At 73.3% G+C, this 16,002-nt stretch carries 18 protein-coding genes; 7 read left to right on the top strand and 11 right to left on the bottom strand.

Features of this window, described 5'->3' with window-relative positions; translation table 11 throughout:
* Window positions 1-29: 29 nt before the first annotated feature.
* Window positions 30-530 carry a metallophosphoesterase gene (locus tag ABZU52_RS28015; RefSeq protein WP_354973960.1) on the top strand — a complete coding sequence of 167 codons (501 nt, stop codon included), beginning with the start codon at window positions 30-32 and terminating at the stop codon, window positions 528-530.
* Window positions 531-609: 79 nt separating this feature from the next.
* On the opposite strand, the gene ABZU52_RS28010 is transcribed toward ABZU52_RS28015, so the two are convergent.
* Window positions 610-828: a DUF3072 domain-containing protein gene (locus tag ABZU52_RS28010; protein ID WP_354973959.1), complete on the bottom strand. Its 219-nt coding sequence runs from the start codon at window positions 826-828 to the stop codon at window positions 610-612.
* A 79-nt stretch (window positions 829-907) separates the two neighbouring features.
* On the opposite strand from ABZU52_RS28010, the gene ABZU52_RS28005 reads away from it, so the two are divergent.
* Complete coding sequence (locus tag ABZU52_RS28005) at window positions 908-1,867, top strand: FAD-dependent oxidoreductase (RefSeq protein ID WP_354973958.1); 960 nt, start codon at window positions 908-910, stop codon at window positions 1,865-1,867.
* Between the two features lie 45 nt (window positions 1,868-1,912).
* Here ABZU52_RS28005 and ABZU52_RS28000 read toward each other — a convergent pair whose 3' ends face one another.
* From ABZU52_RS28000 to ABZU52_RS27990, 3 genes are all read right to left on the bottom strand, one after another.
* A complete protein-coding gene (locus ABZU52_RS28000) occupies window positions 1,913-3,208 on the bottom strand; it encodes a cation:proton antiporter (protein ID WP_354973957.1) in 1,296 nt (431 codons plus the stop codon).
* A 107-nt stretch (window positions 3,209-3,315) separates the two neighbouring features.
* Window positions 3,316-3,993 (bottom strand): HAD family hydrolase, encoded by a 678-nt coding sequence (locus ABZU52_RS27995; protein WP_354973956.1) that lies wholly within the window; start codon window positions 3,991-3,993, stop codon window positions 3,316-3,318.
* Between the two features lie 31 nt (window positions 3,994-4,024).
* Window positions 4,025-6,160: a SpoIIE family protein phosphatase gene (locus ABZU52_RS27990; RefSeq protein WP_354973955.1), complete on the bottom strand. Its 2,136-nt coding sequence runs from the start codon at window positions 6,158-6,160 to the stop codon at window positions 4,025-4,027.
* Window positions 6,161-6,358: 198 nt separating this feature from the next.
* Here ABZU52_RS27990 and ABZU52_RS27985 point away from each other — a divergent pair, with 198 nt between their 5' ends.
* Window positions 6,359-7,168, top strand: a complete 810-nt coding sequence (locus ABZU52_RS27985; RefSeq protein ID WP_354973954.1) for a hypothetical protein — start codon at window positions 6,359-6,361, stop codon at window positions 7,166-7,168.
* Between the two features lie 131 nt (window positions 7,169-7,299).
* Here ABZU52_RS27985 and ABZU52_RS27980 read toward each other — a convergent pair whose 3' ends face one another.
* Complete coding sequence (locus ABZU52_RS27980; RefSeq protein WP_354973953.1) at window positions 7,300-7,653, bottom strand: DUF6401 family natural product biosynthesis protein; 354 nt, start codon at window positions 7,651-7,653, stop codon at window positions 7,300-7,302.
* 163 nt (window positions 7,654-7,816) lie between these two features.
* Between ABZU52_RS27980 and ABZU52_RS27975 the strand changes: the two genes are divergently transcribed.
* Window positions 7,817-8,266, top strand: coding sequence for a hypothetical protein (locus ABZU52_RS27975; protein WP_354973952.1), 450 nt, complete (start codon window positions 7,817-7,819; stop codon window positions 8,264-8,266).
* Here ABZU52_RS27975 and ABZU52_RS27970 read toward each other — a convergent pair.
* Window positions 8,263-8,472: a hypothetical protein gene (locus ABZU52_RS27970; RefSeq protein WP_354973951.1), complete on the bottom strand. Its 210-nt coding sequence runs from the start codon at window positions 8,470-8,472 to the stop codon at window positions 8,263-8,265. The two genes, ABZU52_RS27975 and ABZU52_RS27970, sit on opposite strands and share 4 nt — an antisense overlap.
* A gap of 158 nt (window positions 8,473-8,630) precedes the next feature.
* On the opposite strand from ABZU52_RS27970, the gene ABZU52_RS27965 reads away from it, so the two are divergent.
* Entirely contained in the window at window positions 8,631-9,962 is a 1,332-nt protein-coding gene (locus ABZU52_RS27965) for an MFS transporter (RefSeq protein WP_354973950.1), read from the top strand.
* Here ABZU52_RS27965 and ABZU52_RS27960 read toward each other — a convergent pair.
* The 4 genes from ABZU52_RS27960 to ABZU52_RS27945 all read right to left on the bottom strand — a co-directional run bounded on the left by ABZU52_RS27960 (window position 9,920) and on the right by ABZU52_RS27945 (window position 12,305).
* On the bottom strand, window positions 9,920-10,180 hold the full coding sequence (locus ABZU52_RS27960) for a hypothetical protein (RefSeq protein WP_354973949.1): 261 nt from the start codon (window positions 10,178-10,180) through the stop codon (window positions 9,920-9,922). The genes ABZU52_RS27965 and ABZU52_RS27960 overlap by 43 nt on opposite strands.
* Window positions 10,181-10,285: 105 nt before the next feature.
* Window positions 10,286-10,747, bottom strand: coding sequence for an SRPBCC family protein (locus ABZU52_RS27955; protein ID WP_354973948.1), 462 nt, complete (start codon window positions 10,745-10,747; stop codon window positions 10,286-10,288).
* Window positions 10,748-10,799: 52 nt separating this feature from the next.
* Complete coding sequence (locus ABZU52_RS27950; protein ID WP_088947320.1) at window positions 10,800-11,216, bottom strand: DUF2795 domain-containing protein; 417 nt, start codon at window positions 11,214-11,216, stop codon at window positions 10,800-10,802.
* 102 nt (window positions 11,217-11,318) lie between these two features.
* Window positions 11,319-12,305: a YihY/virulence factor BrkB family protein gene (locus ABZU52_RS27945; RefSeq protein ID WP_354973947.1), complete on the bottom strand. Its 987-nt coding sequence runs from the start codon at window positions 12,303-12,305 to the stop codon at window positions 11,319-11,321.
* A gap of 176 nt (window positions 12,306-12,481) precedes the next feature.
* On the opposite strand from ABZU52_RS27945, the gene ABZU52_RS27940 reads away from it, so the two are divergent.
* Window positions 12,482-12,883 carry a ChaB family protein gene (locus ABZU52_RS27940; RefSeq protein ID WP_354973946.1) on the top strand — a complete coding sequence of 134 codons (402 nt, stop codon included), beginning with the start codon at window positions 12,482-12,484 and terminating at the stop codon, window positions 12,881-12,883.
* A 63-nt stretch (window positions 12,884-12,946) separates the two neighbouring features.
* Here the strand turns inward: ABZU52_RS27940 and ABZU52_RS27935 are convergent, their stop codons facing one another.
* Window positions 12,947-14,380 carry an aldehyde dehydrogenase family protein gene (locus ABZU52_RS27935; RefSeq protein WP_354973945.1) on the bottom strand — a complete coding sequence of 478 codons (1,434 nt, stop codon included), beginning with the start codon at window positions 14,378-14,380 and terminating at the stop codon, window positions 12,947-12,949.
* 72 nt (window positions 14,381-14,452) lie between these two features.
* Between ABZU52_RS27935 and ABZU52_RS27930 the strand changes: the two genes are divergently transcribed.
* Window positions 14,453-16,002: NAD(P)/FAD-dependent oxidoreductase (locus ABZU52_RS27930; protein WP_354973944.1), on the top strand; the 1,550-nt coding region annotated here is incomplete at its 3' end.

Here is a 16,002-nt window from a genome sequence, read left to right as displayed (position 1 = left end):
GGGGCCGGGACTCGGGGGACAATGCCGGGATGCGGCTGGTGCTCACGGCGGACACCCACCTACCGAAGCGGGCCCGGGACCTACCCGGGCCCCTCTGGGCGGCCATCGAGGCGGCCGACGTGGTGGTGCACGCCGGCGACTGGGTGGACGAGGCCCTGCTCGACGCGATGACCGCGCGATCGCGCCGACTGATCGGGGTGTACGGCAACAACGACGGCCCGGCGCTGCGCGCCCGGCTGCCGGAGGTGGCCCGGGTCGAGCTGGACGGCCTGCGGGTGGCGGTGGTGCACGAGACCGGGCCACGGACCGGCCGTGAGCAGCGGTGCGCGGCCCGCTTTCCCGACGTCGACCTACTGGTCTTCGGGCATTCGCACATTCCCTGGGACACCGAGGCGCCCGGTGGGCTGCGCCTGCTCAACCCCGGCTCACCCACCGACCGCCGATCCCAACCCCACGCCACCTACCAAACCGCCGAGCTGAACAAGGGCAGCCTGACCGAGGTACGTCTCCACAAGCTTCCCCGCCCCTGACCAGCCCAGCCCGCGGAGCAGGGGCAGTGCGGGTGCGCCGCTGGACGAACAGCCTGTCCGCCTAACGCAATGGCGTTGTCTACTGACCCCGGCCGGTCCTGGCCTGGAGTTCGTCGATCCGCTTGGACGCCTCGGCCTTGGTCAGGTCGTCCGGGAGGTCGGTGTGGGCTTCCCGGGCCAGCGTGTTCAGGTAGGACTCCTGAGCGGCGGTCGGCGGCTCGTCCCCGGTGACCCACTCGTCCGGGTCCTTGATCGCGGCGTTCTGGTCGGCCTGCTCGGTGCGGCGGTCCGTCATCATCATCACCCTTTCTTCGAACAGGTGTGCCAGTACCCCGATCAGTCGTGGTTCATGCCGGACCGCCGCCTACGATCATCGGATGACGGTGGACCGGTCGAGTGTCGTGGTGGTCGGTGCGGGTATCGCCGGGGTGGCCTGCGCGGTCGAGCTGACCCGGGCCGGGGTGCCGGTGCAGGTCCGCGAGCGGGGGCACGTCTGCGGTGGCCGGATGGCCAGCAAACGCTTCCACGGCCGGCCCGCCGACATCGGCGCCGCCTACTTCACCGCCACCGACCCGGACTTCGCCGCGCTGGTCGACCAGTGGCGCGCCGCCGGGCTGGTCCGCGAGTGGACCGACACCTTCCAGGCGTACGACCGGAGCGGAAGCCACCAGGTGCCCGGGCCGATGCGTTTCGCCGCCCCCGGTGGGCTGCGTTCGCTGGTCGAGCACCTGGCCGGCGCGGTGCCGGTGACAGTCGACCGGCTGGTGCTCACCGTGGAGCCCGGCCCGGTCGTGGACGGGGAGTCGTGTGCGGCGGTCGCCCTGGCCATGCCCGGCCCGCAGGCCGCCCTGCTGCTCGATCCGGCCCTGGCCGACGCCACCCGGGTCGTGCAGGCGCAGCGCTGGTCACCGTCCCTGGCCGCGGTGCTGCGCTTCCCGACCCGGCGCTGGCCGGACTTCCGGGGCGCGTTCGTCAACGAACACCCGGTCCTCAACCTCGTCTGCGACGACGGCGACCGGCGCGGTGACGGCGCGCCGGTGCTGGTCGCGCACACCGTGCCGGAGTTCGCGGCCGGGCACCTGGCTCAACCCACCGGGGCCGGCCCGGCGATCGAGCAGGCCGTCCGGGATCTGCTCGGGCTGCCCGATCGGGCCGTCGACGTGCACGTGCACCGCTGGACGTACGCGAAGCCGACCGGCGACGCCGCCGGCCCCACCCACCACCTCGACGCCGACGGGATCGGCCTGGCCGGCGACGCGTTCGGCAAGCCCCGGGTGCAGAGCGCCTGGCGCTCCGGCCGGGACCTGGGCCGCGCGCTGGCCGCCCGGCTGGCCTGAGCCAACCGCGCCCCCAGGCGGGCCCGGCTGGCCTGAGGCACGCACTCAGGCGTGCCCGGCTGCCGCGACGGGCCTGGCCTCGGCGTCCCGCTCAGCCGGGTCGGAGGTCCGCTCACCCTCCCGGTCCAGCAGCTGCATCACCGGGGTCGCCGTGATGCCGTGCACCACGACGGAGACGAGCACCACCAGCCCGACGGTCGCCCAGAGCAGCTCGGCCTGCGGGAAGTCCGCCTTGGTGGTGGCGTACGCGAGGTAGTAGAACGAGCCGACCCCGCGGATGCCGAACAACGAGATGACCCAGTGCTCGGCGGGGCGTCCCGGCGCGCCGCGCAGCGACAACCAGCCGATCAGGGGCCGTACCAGGAACACCAGCGCCAGCCCGACGGCGGCCGCCGGCCAGGTCAGCGGGCCCAGCAGGCCACCCACTATCGCGCCGCCGAGCAGCAGCAACAGCACCAGGGTGAGCAGTCGTTCGACCTGCTCGGCGAAGTCGTGCAGCACCGAGTGGAACTCGTGGGTCCGCTCGGCGGCCCGGATGGCCCGGGCGGCCACGAACACCGCCAGGAAGCCGTACCCGCCGACCACCTCCACCAGCCCGTACGCCAGGAACGTGGCGGCCAGCGCCAGGAAGCCCTCGGCGTGCCGGGCCAGCCGCAGCTGGCTGGGCGCGCGGAAGAACAGCTTGCCGAGCAGCCACCCGATGAGCAGTCCACCGCCGACACCGACGCTGATCTTCCAGAGCACGTCCACGGTGAACCACTCGGCCAACCAGTCGCTCGGGGCCAGGCTGGTCGAGGCGATGGCGATGGCGGCGTAGACGAACGGGAACGCCAGCCCGTCGTTGAGGCCGGCCTCCGAGGTCAGCGCGAAGCGGACCTCGTCCTCGGAGTCCTCCACGTCGGTCGGCTCGCCGACCTGCACGTCGGCGGCGAGTACCGGATCGGTGGGGGCGAGCGCGGCGCCCAACAACAGCGCGGCGGCCGGCACCAGCCCCGCCCACCACCAACCGAGCAGGGCCACCGCCGCGATGCTCAGGGGCATCGCGATCGCCAGCAGCCGCCAGGTGGACGACCACCGCCGCCAACTCAACGGCCGGTCGATCTTCAGCCCGGCGCCCATCAGCGCGACGATCACCCCGATCTCGGTGAGGTGGGTGGTCAGCTCCGGGTGGGCCAGGGGGTCCGGTGACGGCAGCCCGACCGGCAGCAGGAACACCAGCATGCCGAGGGCGAGGAAGGCGATCGGCATGGACAGCGGGCGCTGCTCCAGCACCCGCGGCAGGATGCCCGCGAGCAGAGCGCCCAGACCCACCAGCGCGAACGCCACATCTACCGGCTCCACGGCACCACCCTTCAACCGCGCCCGCGGGGCGCGGGGCAGGTGGTGACAGACCTTGCCCCGCAGAGGGTTCGGCTATGCGCGTACGCGTCGGTGGACCGGAGTGATCCTCACCGCGGCCGGCTGAGCGGCGAGTCAGGCAGTTCGGACAGGAGCGCGGCCGGGTCGTCGTACACCGCCACGGCACCCGCGCCGGCCAGTTCGCCGCGGCTGGTGCCACCGCAGGTCAGCCCGACGCAGGGGATGTTCAGCTTGCCGGCCGCGGCGACGTCCCAGACCGAGTCACCGACGAAGATCACCCGCTCGGCGGTCAACCCGGACTGTTCCAGCGCCGCCTCCAGAATGTCCGGTGCCGGCTTGCTCGCCTGCGCGTCCGCCGAGGAGGTGACCGTGTCCACCACGTCGTCGGCGTTCAGCGCCCGGCGCAGCGCAACAAGCTCATGCTCGGCGGCGGAGGTGGCGAGCACCACCCGCAGGCCCCGCTCGGCGCAGGCGCGCAGCAGGTCCGCCGCCCGTGGCAGTGGCGTGAGGCGTTCCCAGTACTCGGCGTACAGGGTGTCGTGCGCGTCGCGCAGCTTCGAGTCGGCGTCGCGGTCCCGCTCCGGGCCGAGGAGATGGTCCAGGAGTTTGTCCGACCCCATCCCGATCGAGCGGTGCACCATCGCCATCGGCACCGGCTGATCGGTCTGCCGTAACGCCTCCCACCAGCTCACGGTGTGCAGGTAGGTGGTGTCGACCAGGGTTCCGTCGACGTCGAAGAGGACGCCGGCGAGTCGGTCGGTAGCCATGGGCGTCCTCCTACCCGGGGCCGGGGTGGTCTCACGGGTGCGGCGGCGTGAGGATCTCGAACCAGACGGTGGAGCCGCGCACCGAGGGGTCGGTGCCCCAGGCGTCGCTGAGCTCCTCGATCAGACCGAGGCCGCGCCCACGACTGCTCAACGTGTCGGTACGGGCCCGGGTCACGGTGCCCCGCGTGCCGGAATCCGCGACCGAGACGAGCAGCCGCTCGGCGCTGAGATCGATCTCCACCCGGGCGGCCGTGCCGGCGTGCAGCAACGCGTTGGTGGTCAGCTCGCTGGTGCAGAGCACCGCCGCCCCGATCACCGACTCGGCCACCTGCCACTCGGTGAGCTGGCCGGTCAGCCAGTGCCGGACCCGGCTGGGCGCGGTCGGCTCCGCGGGCACCTCCATGCTCGCCGAACGACTCGGCTTGAGCGCGTGCTCGACCGCCAGTACGGCCACGTCGTCCTCGGTGCCGCCCGGGACCGCCGCGGTGGCCACCGCGCAGAGCGCGCGCGGGTCACCACTGCCGGCCTTGGCGATGGCATCGCTCAGCGTGGCCAGCCCGGCGCTGAGGCTCTGCCGGCGACGCTCCACCACCCCGTCGCTGAACAGCAGCAGGGTGTCACCGGGACGGAACGCGACAGTCGTGGTGCCCGGCCGACCGGCCAGCCCCAGCGGCGGTCCGGCCGGGACGTCGACGTACTCGGCGTGAAACCGACCGTCCGGGTCGCTGCGGCGGATCAGCGGGGCGGGGTGACCAGCGCTGGACAGGGTCAGCTCCTGCCGCTCCGCGTCGATCACGCCGAACGCCACGGTGACGAACAGCTCGTGGGTGCCGGCCTCCGCGCCGAGGCTGGTCACCAGCCGGTCCAGACCGGCCAGGACCGCGTCGGGCGTCGGGTCGGCCAGGGCCAGGGCGCGCAGCGCGGCCCGGACCTGCCCCATCCGCGCGGCGGCCTGCACGTCGTGCCCGGCGACATCGCCCAGCACCACGCCGAGCGCGCCGTTGGGCAGCAGGAACGCGTCGTAGAAGTCACCGCCGGCGGCGTTGCCGTCCACGCCCGGGTCGTAGCGGGCCGCGATCCGCAACCGGGGCAGATCCGGCAGGTGCTCCGGCAACATGCTGCGTTGCAACAGCTGGGCCGTGCCGTGCTGGGTCTCGAACCGGCGGGCCCGCTCGGCTGCCTGGCCGATCAGCTCGGCCGAGGCGGCCAGCAGCGCCCGCTCGGCGGGCGACCAGGTGTGCGGGACCTGGTAGCCGACCGCCAGCCCGCCGCGGACCACCGAGGTGCCCAGGGGCAGCGCCGCCATCGCGCGGATCTTCTGGTCGTGGCGGTCCACGGCGGTGTCCCGCAGCGGTTGCCCGTCCCGGGCGAACGACGGGGCGCCGGAGCGTGCCGCCTGCACCACCGGGGCCGACCAGTCCGCCGCCGCGCGCCGCCAGAGCGGGGGAAGCCGCTCGTCGGCCTCGTCCAGCAACTCGCCACGGACCCGACGCACCATCCGCCAGCCGCCGCCGCCCTCGTCGACCGCGAACGAAGCCTGATCGGGGTCGAACGTGGTGATCGCGTACCGCAGCGCCACCCGGGCCACGTCGTCGAGCGTCAGCGTGCCGGCGAGCGCCGCGGCCACCTCGCTGAGGCTCTGCAACTGCTCGGTGACGTGGGTGGTCTCGGTTGCGACCGTCAACACGCCGACGATCTGCCCGGCGCTGTCGCGCACCGGGGAGTAGCCCCGGGTGAAGACCGCCTGCTCCACCGTCGCGGAGTGGCCATGGACCAGCGGCAGGGTGGACTCCTTCTCCAGGAAGGGCTCGCCCTGTCGGTAGCAACGCTCGATCACCGCACCGACGCCGGGCAGCGCCCAGATCTCCGCGAACACCTCGGCGGCCGGGCGGCCGAGGGCGCTCGGGTGCTTGCTGCCCAGCAGCTCGGCGTAGCCGGCGTTGTAGAGCAGAACGAGGTCGTCGCCGTACGCCAGGGCCATCGGCATCGGCGAGGCGAGGATCAGCTCCACCACGGCCTGGACGGCAACGTCCCAGTCGTCGGCCGGGCCCAGCGGGGTGGCGGCCCAGTCATGAGCGAGCACGCCGACCGGCGGGCCCCCGGACCCGCGGGGCGCACCCGGGCCCGGAGTTGCTGGCGTGGGCACCCGCCCGACCGTTCCTGGCATGTTCGCAGCCTAGTCGGCCGACCGGAAAAGGCATCCGACCACGGCGGCGGGCCGTCGCCGCGTCCCTCGCGCTGGCCGTTCGGGCAGTTCAGGACCCTTGTCCGGAGGTCCGTCGCGAAAAACGCCGCGCGCTGCGCGGAGTGCCGGACCAGATGCCGGGTATGCGCCCGGCGCAGTCCATGCGACAGGAGGGACATCATGCTGAAAACCCTCGCGGTCCGGCAGGCCGACATCGGCGATGCCATCGCCGACACCTGGAGGTCGGTGCTGCTCTTCATCCCGAAGGCAGTGGCCTTCATCGTCATCCTCGTGGTCGGCTGGCTCATCGCCAGAGCCGTCCTCAAGATCGTGGATACGGTGCTGGAACGGGTGCGCTTCGACGAGGCGGTCGAACGCGGTGGCATCAAACGGGCCCTGGAGAGGACGAAGTACGACGCCAGCGACATCCTGGCCAGACTGGCGTACTACGCCGTACTGCTGTTCACGCTGCAGTTCGCCTTCGGAGTCTGGGGGCCCAACGCGATCAGTGACCTGATCCGCGGCGTGGTGGCCTGGCTGCCGCGTGCGTTCGTCGCGATCGTCATCGTGGTGGTGGCGGCCGCGATCGCCAACGCCGCCCGAGATCTGATCACCGGGGCGCTGGGAGGGCTCTCGTACGGCAAGGTCCTGGCCGACCTGACGGCGATCTTCATCATCGCCCTCGGTGTGATCGCCGCGCTGAACCAGGTGGGTATCGCCACCACGGTGACCACCCCGGTGCTGATCGCGGTGCTCGCCACGGTGGCCGGCATCCTGATCGTCGGCGTCGGTGGTGGCCTCGTGAAGCCGATGCAGAGGCGCTGGGACGGCTGGCTGGACCGGGCTGCCCAGGAGGCCCGGGCGGTGCAGCAGCAGCGTCAGGCCGCGGCGGCCGGGCGTAGCGACGTGGGGCGGCAGATGGCCGACCGCGGGGGTGACCGCACCCAGGCCATGCCTCGGGTGGACGAAGCCCAGCAGTACCGCTCGTAGCGGGACGAACGGCACGGCGTGCGGGAGGGTGTTCCGTGGACGACGCGGAGCGCCCTCCCCGCGCGCGTCCCGGACCCGCCTCGCGCGCGGTCCCAGTCCGGCCTCGCGCGCTTCAGTCGCGCCTCGCGCGGTCAGTCCCGGTCGAGCGAGCGGGCCAGCGCGCAGACCGCGAGCAGGCGGGTGAGCAGCCAATCCGGTTGGCTCCAGTCGACCGGCGCGGCCGGCGGCACCCACCCGTGCTCCAGCGCGGCGGCGCGGACCCCCTCGGCGTAGCCGGCCAGCGCCGCCGAGGTCAGCGGGTGACGGTCCCCGTCGAGGCTGTCCCGCACACCCGCCGCGTGCTGGTCGACGAGGGCCAGCAGCCCCGGTCGCGCGGCGGCGGCGGCGAGCCCGACAGTGCCCACGGAGACGGTGAGGGCGGCCAGGGTGGACCGCGCCGAGTCGACGGCGGTACGGGAGGCGACCCGGTTGAACGGCACACGCATGGTGACCGAGGCTAACCGACCGTCGACCGGGTCGGCCTCGGCCGCTTGGCGGATGTCTGCTGCGCCACTGGGGCGAGCGCCACTGGCCGCAGGGGTTGATCCGGCACAGACGGGGCAGCAGGAGAACCACCCGCGGATGACGGCACACGGCACGGAGGCACGGATGGGACAGCAGGCGGACGGACCGGATGAGCGGCACCGGCGACCGGACGGGGTCAGCGACGCCACGGTTGCCGCGCTCGGCAAGCTCAGCGAGGCGCTGGAGTGTGTGGAGCGGGCCCGGGGGCACCTCTACTCGATGCACCAGTTGATCGGCCACGCCGATCTGATGCTCGACGACGCGGTGGAGCAGTTTCGTGCCGCCGGGCATCCGCACCTCGCCGACCGGATCGCCACCGAGCTGCGCGGCCGCAACGTCATCGCCGGACGGTGGACGTTCCAGATCGTCGAGGACTTCGACGACGGCTACCATGCGCTGTTCCGGGAGGTGGACCAGCAGGCCCGCGACGAACTGGTGGGCGGGCGGCGCCACCTCTACGAGGCGGAGATGAAGGAACGCCGCCGGAGCCGGGGCCGGCCGGGCCACGAGGCCCGGCCGGGCAATGGAGGCTAGTCGCTGGTCGCGTTGGCCGGGCGTCGCCGCGCCGCGTCGTCAGCGATGATCACGGTGGCCACCATCAGCGCGACGCAGAGGCTGAACAGCCACGACTCGTCGGTGACGAGCCAGGCGGAGACGGGCGCCTGGAGCGCGGCGAGCAGGAAGCCGAGCCAGGCGAGCTGGCGCTGACGCGTGGAGAGGATTCCGGAGCCTTGATGCATCCCGAAATTCTTACGCGAACGAGCTGGATTGCCGTCCTCCGATCGGCCGATTCTGGATGAGCTGTCCGTTTTCTCAACCGTACGGACACGACTTCTTTGCGCGCTCGGCGATCGGGTGCCGACAGCGCTAAGGTGCCGCTGCGGCAGGATGGTGTCTCGTGTCCACCCCGCCCGCGCGCCCCCGCGCCTCGCTGCTTCTGCTGGCCTACCTCGCGTTCGTCAGTCTCGGCCTGCCCGACGGCCTGCTCGGCGTCGGCTGGCCCTCGATCCGGGGCGACTTCGACGTACCGACCGAAGCGGTCGGCTGGGTGCTCACCGCCGGCACCGTCGGTTATCTCACCTCCAGCGTGCTGGCCGGTTTCACACTGGCCCGGATCGGTGTCGGTGCGCTGCTCGCCGGCAGCACCCTGCTGGCCAGCCTTGCGCTGACCGGCTATTCGGTGAGCCCCGTGCTGGCGGTGCTGGTGGGCTGTGCGCTGCTGCTCGGGCTCGGCTCCGGCGCTGTCGACTCCGGGCTCAACGCGTACGCCGCCGGGGCGTTCGGGCCCCGCCACATGAACTGGTTGCACGCCTTCTTCGGCCTCGGCGTGGCCATCGGTCCGCTGATCATGACCGGGGTGCTGAGCACCGGGCTCGCCTGGCGCTGGGGGTACGGCATCGTGGCCGGCGCCCAACTCGTCCTCGCCGCCGCGTTCGCGCTCACCGTGCGGGCCTGGCACCGCGCCCCGGCCGTCACCGCACCGGCCGTCACCGCCCAAGCCGTCACCGCACCCACCGAGGTGGGCGTCGCTGTGCAGGCCACGGCTGGTGGGCCGGCACCGACCGTCCGGGTCCCGGTCCGGGACACGCTACGGCTGCCGGCGGTCTGGTCGGGGACGCTCGCCTTCGTGCTGTACGTGGCGATCGAGGTCTCCGCCGGGCTGTGGGCGTTCCTGTTGCTGACCGACGGGCGCGGGCTCAGCGCGGCGCTGGCCGGGGGTTGCGTCTCCGCGTACTGGGGCAGTCTCTTCGTCGGCCGGGTGGTGCAGGGTCTGGTGGCCGAGCGTCTGGGGGCGGGGCTGGTGCTGCGCGTCAGCCTGGCCGGAATGGCCGTCGGCGCGGCGCTGATCGCCGTACCCGGGCCGGCCGTCCTGGCGGTGCTCGGCCTGGTCGTCGTCGGTTTCGCCGCCGCGCCGGTGTTTCCGCTGCTCACCCTCACCACCGCCGATCGGGTCGGCGCGAAGCACGCGGACCGGGCCATCGGGCTGCAGATCGGTGCCGCGGGCATCGGGGCGGCGCTCGTCCCGGCCGGGCTGGGCGTGCTGATCGGCCAGACGTCGGTGCAGGTGCTGGGCTCGGCGCTGCTGGCGCTCGCGCTGGCGCTGCTCGCGCTCTACGAGTGGGGTGCCCGCCGACCGACCGCCGGGCCTCCCGGGCCGGTGGCGGCCGCACCGGCCGGGAGCGAGGCTCAGACGTCCGGTCCGGTCCGGCCGGTGGTGGACGGGCGGTAGGCGCGCTGCGGGTCGGTGTCCTCCCGGCTGTTGCCCCGGGCCTGCCCGTCGCGCTCCGACGCGGCCGGCCCGTGCCCGAACGCGGCCTCCTCGCCGGCGTCGTTGCCTGTCACGTCATCGGCCTGCCCGTCGAGGCTGGAGCCGGACACGGCACGCTCCAGATCCTCCAACGGCAGCCGTTCCTCGTTCCGCCACACCCTGATGTTGTCGTCGGTCATACCACCAGCCGTACCCGGGCCCGATGATCGCAAACGGCCGACCGGGGCTCGGGTACGGCGATGGCCGCCGGAACCCCGGCGGCCATCGCAGGTCACTGCTTACGGTCACGGCTGCGGACGGTCCACCTGTCCGCGCCAGGCGCCGGTCTCCTGACCACGCCGCTCGATGTAGGTCTTGAACCGTTCCAGGTCGCCCTTGGCCCGCCGGTCGACGATGCCGAGCTTGTCGCCGGCCTGCTCGACGACCCCGTGCGGCTCGAACTCGAGTTGCAGGGTTACCCGGGTCTTGTCCTGGTCCAGGCGGTGGAAGGTCACCACGCCGGCCTGCTGGGTGCCGCCGGTGGAACGCCAGGCGACCCGCTCGTCGGGCAGCTGTTCGGTGATCTCCGCGTCGAACTCGCGCTTCACCCCGGCGATGTCCACAGTCCAGTGGGTCATCGTGTCGGAGAGCTGCCGGACCTCCTGCACACCCTCCATGAACTCGGGGAACTCCTCGAACTGCGTCCACTGGTCGTACGCGGTGCGTACGGGCCCGGAAACGTCCACGTGTTCGGTAACGCCACTCATCGGGGAACCTCCTTCAGCCGCTGGTGGATTGCCGGATCGGGGGCGATCCTGCTTACCAGCGAGTTGTCTCGTTCTTGTTGCCCAGGGCGGCCCACACCTCGGAGACCGTCTGGTAGACGGTGCCCTCGGGCAGCCGTTCCAGCGCCGCGACGATGTCGTCCGGCGCCTCGTTCTCCCGGGCGCTGGCGATGAGCACCAGGCGGTCGCCCGGCAGCGCGCTCATCGAGATGAACCGGCCGAGCCGGCTGCGCTGCTCGACGTCCGTGGAGCTCATGCCCTGCGGGGTGCCGGTGCGCAGGTCGCCGGCCGGGGCGGTGGTCGTCTCCGGCTGGTCCTCGCCAGCCGGTTCCGGCACCCGCGACTCGTCGACTCGAGAGCCTCCGGTCCCCGGCCCCTGTACGAGGCCGCTGACCTCCTGACTCATCTGCTCGTCGATCCTCGGTCCGTGCTTGCTGTTCCCACGCTCCATGCCTTCTGCGCTACCCGGCACCCCACCCGATAAACCGGCACCGGGCCACGAACCGGCCCTCGGCCCGTGCGCGCACCGGACATCCGAGCCGGAAACGGAGGCTCAGTCGTCGGCCGGCTTGCGCGGCGGGAGCACCGGCTCCTCCGGGTTCGGGTCGCCGGCCTGCAACTGCCTCCCGCGCTGCACCTCGGCGTTGATCTGCACCCCCAGCATCAGCGCCGAGTTGGACAGGTAGAGCCAGACCAGGAACGCGATGGCCGCCCCGAGGCTGCCGTAAGTGGTGTCGTACGAGCCGAAGTTGGCCACGTAGAGGCCGAAGCCGAAGGAGGCGGCCGCCCAGGAGACCAGGGCCACCGTGCCGCCCGGGGTGAGCCAGCGGAACCGGGGCTGGCGCACGTTCGGAGCGATCCAGAACAGCAGTGACAACAGCACCATCATGATCATGGCGAGGACCGGCCACTTCGCCACGCTCCACAGCGTGCGGGCCAGGCCGCCGGCGTCGACCAGGTCGCCGACCGCATCGGTGACCGGCCCACTGACGATCAGGCCGAGGGCGACCACCGCGAGCAGCACCAGCGTGATCGCCGCCAGGCCGATCTGCAGCGGCCGAAGCTTCCAGACCGGGCGGCCCTCGGCCACTCCGTAGACGGCGTTCGAGGCCCGGGTGAACGCGCCGATGAAGCCCGACGCCGACCAGAGCGCGCCGAGCAGGCCGAAGCTCAGCAGCAGCTTGGGATTGCTCTGGTCGAGCACCACGGTCCGGATCACCCCGACCACGCCGCCCTCGTCGTTGGTCAGCACCGACCCGGCACCGACCTGGTTGGCCAGGTCGACCACCGTGTCCAGGGTCCGCTCCCCGTCGGAGACCAGACCGACCAGCGCCACCACGACGATGGCGGAGGGAAAGAGCGCCAGGACGCCGTAGTAGGTCAGCGCGGCGGCCCAGTCGGAGCAGTTGTCGGTGACGAAGTTCCGCACGCTGCGGACCAGCACCCCGCGCCAGGTCCGCCAGCTCAGCTGCCGCACCCGTCGGGGCACCCCGGTGCCCGCGGTGCCGTCGAGCGTCGTACCGGGCTCCGTGGTCGTCATGCCCGCTCCCTGCGCCCCGGCCGCCGGATGACCGGTCGTCCGGTCTGGCCTGGCCCGCCGGTACCCGGATGGGGAAATCGACAAACCCGCCCAGCGTCCGGCCGGTGCCGCTATGGTTTGCCGCCGTCGCATCGGGGAACGGTCACGGTAATCCTGTCGACACGGAGGAGGACGAGATGCCCGGGCGCGAGGACCTGCCCAGCACGCTGCGACGCTCCCCGGATAAGGCGCAGCGCACCTGGGAGAAGACGCACGACTCGGCGGTCGAGACCTACGGCGAGGGGGAGCGGTCGCACCGCACCGCCTTCGCCGCGGTGAAGCACCAGTTCGAGAAGGTGGGCGACCACTGGGAGCCGAAGGGCCGCAAGGGCCCCAGCGACCAGCAGGCCGCCGGTGGTGGGCCCGAACGACGGGCACCGACCGCGGGCGGGGTGGACGCCAACGCCACCAAGGACCACCTGATGTCGGTGGCCCGCAAACTCGACGTACCCGGTCGGTCCAGCATGACCAAGCCGGAGCTGGTCACGGCCATCGAGAAGGCCAACGACCGCGCCACCCGCAAGGCCCGCGGCGACTGACGGCCGCGGAGCACACCGACGCGGTACGGGCGGACGCGCCACCCCTGCGTCCGCCCGTGCTGTTCACCAGTGCCCGCCGCCCGGCGCCTCGATGTGCACGGCCTTCGTGGCGGTGAACTCGTCCAGCAGCTCCGGGCCGTACCCGAAGCCCTGCCCGCTGGCCCGTCGCGGATGCGCGGCACCGCCCGGCGCGCCCCCGAACACCGCGTTGATTTTGACCGTGCCCACCGGCAGCTCCCGCCAGGCCCGCTGCGCGTGACTCATCGACCGGGTCAGCACGGTGGCGGCCAGCCCGTACGGGGAGTCCGCCGCGCACCGCAGCGCCTCGTCGAACGAGTCGACGACCACCACCGGGGCGACCGGCCCGAAGGTCTCCTCCCGGACCAGCGGCATGTCGTGGCGGCAGTCGGTGACCACGGTGGCCGGGTAGAACGCTCCCGGCCCGTCCGGCACCTCGCCGCCCACCCGCACCCGGGCGCCGTCGGCCACCGCGGCCGCCACCTGCCCGTGCACGTGGTCCCGGTGCCGGCGGTCGACCAACGGACCCAGCTCGGTGCCCGGGTCCCGGCCCGGCCCGACCCGCAGCGCTTCGGCGCGCCGTACCAGCGCGGCCACGAAGTCGTCGGCCACCTCCCGGTGCACGTAGAGCCGCTCCACCGCCACGCAGATCTGCCCGGCGTTGGCGAACGCGCCGAGCGCGGCCTGCTGGGCCGCCCACTCCGGGTCGACGCCCGCGTCCACGATCAACGGATCGCTGCCCCCGTTCTCCAACAGGACCTTCGCGCCGGTGCGGGCCGCGGCGGCGGCGATCGCCCGCCCGGTGGCGGTGGCGCCCACGTGCGCCACCACGTCGACGTCCTGCGCCGCCAGCGCCGCGCCCACCTCCGGGCCGCCCGTGAGCAGCGACAACACCCCGGCCGGCAGCGCCTGATCCAGTGCGCGGGCCAGCAGCCAACCCGTCGCCGGGGTCCGTTCGCTCGGCTTGTAGAGCACCACGTTCCCGGTCACCACTGCCGCGCCCAGCAGTCCGCAGGAGACCGCCACCGGGTCGTTCCAGGGGGTGATCGCCGCGACCACCCCGCGTGGCTGCGGGGTCAGGAAGTCCAGCGCGTCGGTTTCGCCGTGCAGCGTGCGCCCGCCGCGCAGCGGCGCCAGTTCCGCATACTGTCGCAGGGTGCCGATCCCCGCCTCGACGCCGCCACGGGCATCCGCCAACGGCTTGCCCATCTCCGCGGTGACCGCCGCCGCCAACTCCTCGGTGACCGCCTCCACCGCGTCCGCGGCCCGGTGCAGCGCCGCCGCCCGTTCGGCCGGCGCGACGGCCGCCCACTGGGCCGCCGCGTTGCGGGCCGCCTGGGTCGCCTTGCCCACCTCGTCGGCCGTGGCCACCGGCACCGTGCTCACCGGCGCGTCGTCCGCCGGATCACGCACGACCAGTTCGCCGCCGTCGCCGCCCGCACCCCACACCCCGCCCACCAGCTGCGCAACCATGTACATGCGGCGCTGGATGCCCCGGCCCCGGCGAGGCAAACGCGTTTCGCCCGGTTGCGCGCCGGGTAGGCGGATCCGGTGACAACCACCGCCGCGCAGAGCGCCGACGCCGTCATCGTCGGGGCCGGGCACAACGGCCTGGTGGCGGCCAACCTGCTGGCGGACGCCGGCTGGGACGTGGTGGTGCTGGAGGCGACCGCGGTGCCCGGCGGCGCGGTCCGCTCCGCCGAGGTCACCGCGCCCGGCTACCTGAGCGACCTCTACAGCTCGTTCTACCCCCTCGGGTACGCCTCACCGGTGCTGGGCGGTCTCGACCTGGCTCGGCACGGGTTGTCCTGGCGGCACTCGCCGGACGTGCTGGCGCACCTGCTGCCCGACGGTCGCGCCGCGGTGATCAATCGGGACCCGGACGTCACCGCCGCGTCGCTGGAGCAGTTCGCCCCCGGTGACGGCAAGCGCTGGCTCAACGCGTACACCGACTGGCTCGACGTGGCCGAGCCCATGCTGGCGGCGATCACCTCGCCGTTCCCGCCGGTACGCGGCGGGCTGGGCCTGCTGCGCCGGTTGCGCGTCGCCGGCGCGCTGCGCCTCGCGCGGCGGCTCGTCGTGCCGGTCCGCAAACTCGGCGACGAACTCTTCGACGGTCCCGCTGGGCCGGCCCTGTTGGCGGGCTGCGCCCTGCACACCGACCTGTCCCCGGAGGAGGCCGGCTCCGGCGTGTACGGCTGGCTGCTGGCCATGCTCGGCCAGCAGATCGGCTGGCCGGTGCCCGACGGCGGCGCGCAGCAGATCACCAACGCGCTGGTGGATCGGCTACAGGGGCGCGGCGGGACGATCATCTACGGCGCTCGGGCCGAGCGGGTGCTCACCGCCCGGGGCCGGGCGATGGGGGTCCGGACCGTCGGGGGCGCGCTGTGGCGGGCCCGGCGGGCGGTGCTCGCCGACGTTCCGGCGCCGGCGCTCTACCTCGACCTGGTCGGCGCGGCGGCGTTGCCGTCCCGGCTGGTGGAGGACCTGGCGCACTTCCGCTGGGACGGCTCCACGCTGAAGGTGGACTGGGCGCTCTCCGCGCCGGTGCCCTGGACCAACCAGCAGGTGGCCGGCGCGGGCACCGTGCACCTCGGCGCGGATGTGAACGGGCTCACCCACTACGCCAGCGAGTTGGCCCGCGGCGAACTGCCCCGCGACCCGTTTCTGCTGGTCGGCCAGATGTCAGTGGCGGACCCGAGCCACTCCCCGCCGGGCACCGAGTCGCTCTGGTCGTACACCCATCTGCCGTTCCGGCGGAACTGGCGGGCCGAGGAGATCGCCGGGCACGTGCAGCGGATGGAGGACGTGCTGGAGGCGGCGGCACCGGGTTTCCGGAGCCTGATCGTGGGCCGACACGTGGCCGGGCCGGCCGACCTGGAGAAGGGCAACCCGAGCCTGGTCGGTGGCACGATCGGCGGCGGGACCTCCGCCGCGTACCAGCAGCTCTTCCTGCGCCCGATCCCTGGCCTGGGCCGGGCGGACACCCCGGTGGACCGGCTCTTCCTGGCCAGCGCGTCGGCGCACCCCGGCGGCGGTGTGCACGGCGCACCGGGCGCCAACGCGGCCCGCGCGGCGCTGGCCCGCGACCGCGCCCTCAC

Origin of the sequence: Micromonospora sp. NPDC005220, assembly GCF_040607895.1 — a bacterium.
GTDB lineage: Bacteria > Actinomycetota > Actinomycetes > Mycobacteriales > Micromonosporaceae > Micromonospora.
This window is presented reverse-complemented; position numbering and strand designations above follow the sequence as displayed.

Excerpts from the sequence above, each read along its gene's own strand:
- ABZU52_RS28015 (WP_354973960.1), top strand. The coding sequence starts at position 30 with ATGCGGCTGGTGCTCACGGCGGACACCCACCTACCGAAGCGGGCCCGG.
- ABZU52_RS28010 (WP_354973959.1), bottom strand. The coding sequence starts at position 828 with ATGATGACGGACCGCCGCACCGAGCAGGCCGACCAGAACGCCGCGATC.
- ABZU52_RS28005 (WP_354973958.1), top strand. The coding sequence starts at position 908 with ATGACGGTGGACCGGTCGAGTGTCGTGGTGGTCGGTGCGGGTATCGCC.
- ABZU52_RS27995 (WP_354973956.1), bottom strand. The coding sequence starts at position 3,993 with ATGGCTACCGACCGACTCGCCGGCGTCCTCTTCGACGTCGACGGAACC.
- ABZU52_RS27990 (WP_354973955.1), bottom strand. The coding sequence starts at position 6,160 with ATGCCAGGAACGGTCGGGCGGGTGCCCACGCCAGCAACTCCGGGCCCG.
- ABZU52_RS27985 (WP_354973954.1), top strand. The coding sequence starts at position 6,359 with ATGCTGAAAACCCTCGCGGTCCGGCAGGCCGACATCGGCGATGCCATC.
- ABZU52_RS27980 (WP_354973953.1), bottom strand. The coding sequence starts at position 7,653 with ATGCGTGTGCCGTTCAACCGGGTCGCCTCCCGTACCGCCGTCGACTCG.
- ABZU52_RS27975 (WP_354973952.1), top strand. The coding sequence starts at position 7,817 with ATGGGACAGCAGGCGGACGGACCGGATGAGCGGCACCGGCGACCGGAC.
- ABZU52_RS27970 (WP_354973951.1), bottom strand. The coding sequence starts at position 8,472 with ATGCATCAAGGCTCCGGAATCCTCTCCACGCGTCAGCGCCAGCTCGCC.
- ABZU52_RS27960 (WP_354973949.1), bottom strand. The coding sequence starts at position 10,180 with ATGACCGACGACAACATCAGGGTGTGGCGGAACGAGGAACGGCTGCCG.
- ABZU52_RS27955 (WP_354973948.1), bottom strand. The coding sequence starts at position 10,747 with ATGAGTGGCGTTACCGAACACGTGGACGTTTCCGGGCCCGTACGCACC.
- ABZU52_RS27950 (WP_088947320.1), bottom strand. The coding sequence starts at position 11,216 with ATGGAGCGTGGGAACAGCAAGCACGGACCGAGGATCGACGAGCAGATG.
- ABZU52_RS27945 (WP_354973947.1), bottom strand. The coding sequence starts at position 12,305 with ATGACGACCACGGAGCCCGGTACGACGCTCGACGGCACCGCGGGCACC.
- ABZU52_RS27940 (WP_354973946.1), top strand. The coding sequence starts at position 12,482 with ATGCCCGGGCGCGAGGACCTGCCCAGCACGCTGCGACGCTCCCCGGAT.
- ABZU52_RS27935 (WP_354973945.1), bottom strand. The coding sequence starts at position 14,380 with ATGTACATGGTTGCGCAGCTGGTGGGCGGGGTGTGGGGTGCGGGCGGC.